This window comes from Lacinutrix iliipiscaria (assembly GCF_042686125.1).
Taxonomy (GTDB): domain Bacteria; phylum Bacteroidota; class Bacteroidia; order Flavobacteriales; family Flavobacteriaceae; genus Oceanihabitans; species Oceanihabitans iliipiscarium.
This window is the reverse complement of record NZ_JBHUOV010000019.1, coordinates 1-2,547: the sequence shown is the minus strand read 5'-3', so window position 1 is coordinate 2,547 and position 2,547 is coordinate 1. Positions and strand designations below refer to the sequence as shown.

At 36.2% G+C, this 2,547-nt stretch carries 1 protein-coding gene; it reads left to right on the top strand.

What is annotated here, in order from left to right; translation table 11 throughout:
* Nucleotides 1–2,547, top strand: a 2,547-nt coding sequence (locus tag ACFS5M_RS14215) for a LamG domain-containing protein (protein ID WP_379899158.1), incomplete at both ends; no start/stop codon positions are given.

Sequence of the window (2,547 nt, the reverse complement as noted above, 5' to 3'; positions counted from 1 at the left end):
GCCATTCCTGGTGGAACTTGGGTACAATTTAACGGTATCGCTAGAACTTGGAAAGTTGTTGAGAATGTGCCTAATCCTGGCGTAGATGATATTCCTTCTGTTGAAGTCGCTATCCTAGAAAGTGCTGTAAGAACTGCCACTCCTCCTACTGGTGTGTATTTAATGTTTATTTCTGACAGCCCTAATTTTGGCCCTACGGCTGATTATAGAGTAATGAGTGCAGGTACTAATGAATTAGGTGAAGCCATTTTAAAAACTAATTATGATTTTGATGGCACTAAATACATCACTTTTGGTTGGGCTCCTGAAAGAGTTTATAAAAGATCAGTGTATTTTGATGGTGCTGCAGATTATATAGATATGGAAGATGCATTAGACCTAAACCCTACAGCCTTTACGATCTCAGCTTGGATTAAAAGAGATCCTGCAGATTCTGGAACTGTTTCAATTCTATCAAAAAGAGATGCTGCTTTTACTGAAGGTTATGACCTTAGAATTAGAAATAATAATACCATTGAGTATTATCTACGAAATGGAACCGATCAATCTTTAACTTCTAATACAAGTATCCCAGTTGGCGAATGGCATCATGTTGCGGTTATCTATGATGGAACTACTGTTTCTATTTACATTGATGGAGTTTTAGATAATTCGGCCAATAGAACCGCTCCTACCAATACTATAGAATCATTCTTTATTGGTGCTGCTGGAAAAAATGCGCCTAGACAACATTTTCAAGGTAATATTGATGAAGTTCGTATTTGGAATACCAATTTATCTGAAAGTGAGTTACGTTTTATCATGAATCAAGAAATTGAAGATAATTCTAGCTTTGCTAATGGATCTTATTTTAGAGCTCAAAACATAACACCTACTAAAAATGATATTGCCTCTACACTTTGGTCTAATTTAGAAGGATACTATCCTATGACAACTTATACCTATACCAATACTAAGGATGAATCTGGTAATGGCAATCGTGGTGCTCTAAGATTTTTAAGAACTGTTGATAGACAAACAGCTCCTCTTCCATACCAATCAACAGCTGATGGAGATTGGGATACTCAAGCAACTTGGGAAAATGGAAGCATGCAAACTATTCCTGGTGCAACATCTATTGTAGATAATACTGTAACTGTGGATTGGAATATTGTTGAAACCAATCATAACATCACTATGGATAATTCTAGTTTACCAACTTATCCTATTAGGTCTGCACAATTTTTAAATGACCACAGAACTTTATTAGGCCTATTTGTAGCTTCAAACAAAGTAACTTTAGGTGGTGATAACGATACTGATACTGGTAATGGTCTCTCTATTACACACTATTTAAAATTAGATGGCAAAATAGATTTACAAGGTGAATCTCAACTTGTTCAAGATGAAGATAGTGATTTAGATGTCACTAGTGCTGGTACTCTAGAAAAGGACCAACAAGGAACACGAGATCAATTCACTTATAACTATTGGTCTTCTCCCGTAGGAGTAAGTAACATTACAACCAACAATAATAGCTATACCTTAAATGATAATATTTTTAAAGATGGATCTGATGCTGATAACCCTATTAATATGACCTTTGTTTCTGGTTATAATGGCTCTAATGGCACGCCTATTGGTATCGCTAATTATTGGATCTGGAAATACAACAATAGACCAACCGATGATTATGCCTCTTGGCAACATATCAGAAACACAGGAACACTACTCGCTGGTGAAGGTTTTACAATGAAAGGAGTTACTGATACTGGAGGAAGTGTTACTCTAGAACAAAACTATACCATTGAAGGTAAACCTAATAATGGAGACATCTCTCTGACTATTAATGCTAATAACGATTACCTTGTTGGTAACCCTTACCCTTCTGCTATCGATGCTGATAAATTTATCACAGATAATGGACCTACTATTGATGGAGCAACTCCTTTAATTACTGGAACTTTATACTTCTGGGAACATTGGGGTGGTGGCTCACACAATCTTGCTGATTACCAAGGAGGTTATGCTACTTATAATTTAGCTGGTGCAGTAGGTTCTGCTTCTTTAGGTACTAATGACCCTGATGTAGCTACTGGTGGTACGCCTACTAAAATCCCTGGACAATATATCCCTGTCGCTCAAGGATTCTTCGTAACTGCCGAAGCTGATGGAACTATAAACTTTAACAATAGTCAGCGTATCTTTAAAAAAGAAGGTTTAAGCTCTTCTGTATTTGTAAGAGATAGCGAAAGCTCATCTCCTACTGAAAATGCTGATAACGGAGACGATAGAATGAAAATTCGTCTTGGCTTTAACTCTATTAATACCATTCATAGACAACTACTAGCAACTGCTGACCACAGAGCCACTCAAAATTATGACTGGGGATTTGACGCTAAAGTTATTGAAGATCAAATGGATGATATGTATTGGATAATTGATGATGAAAAATACTTCATTCAAGGTATATACGACATCAATGAATCTACAGTATTGCCTATTGGTATTCATACAAAAAATGATGGCTTAAATACTATTACTATTGATGCGTTAATCAACTTCCCA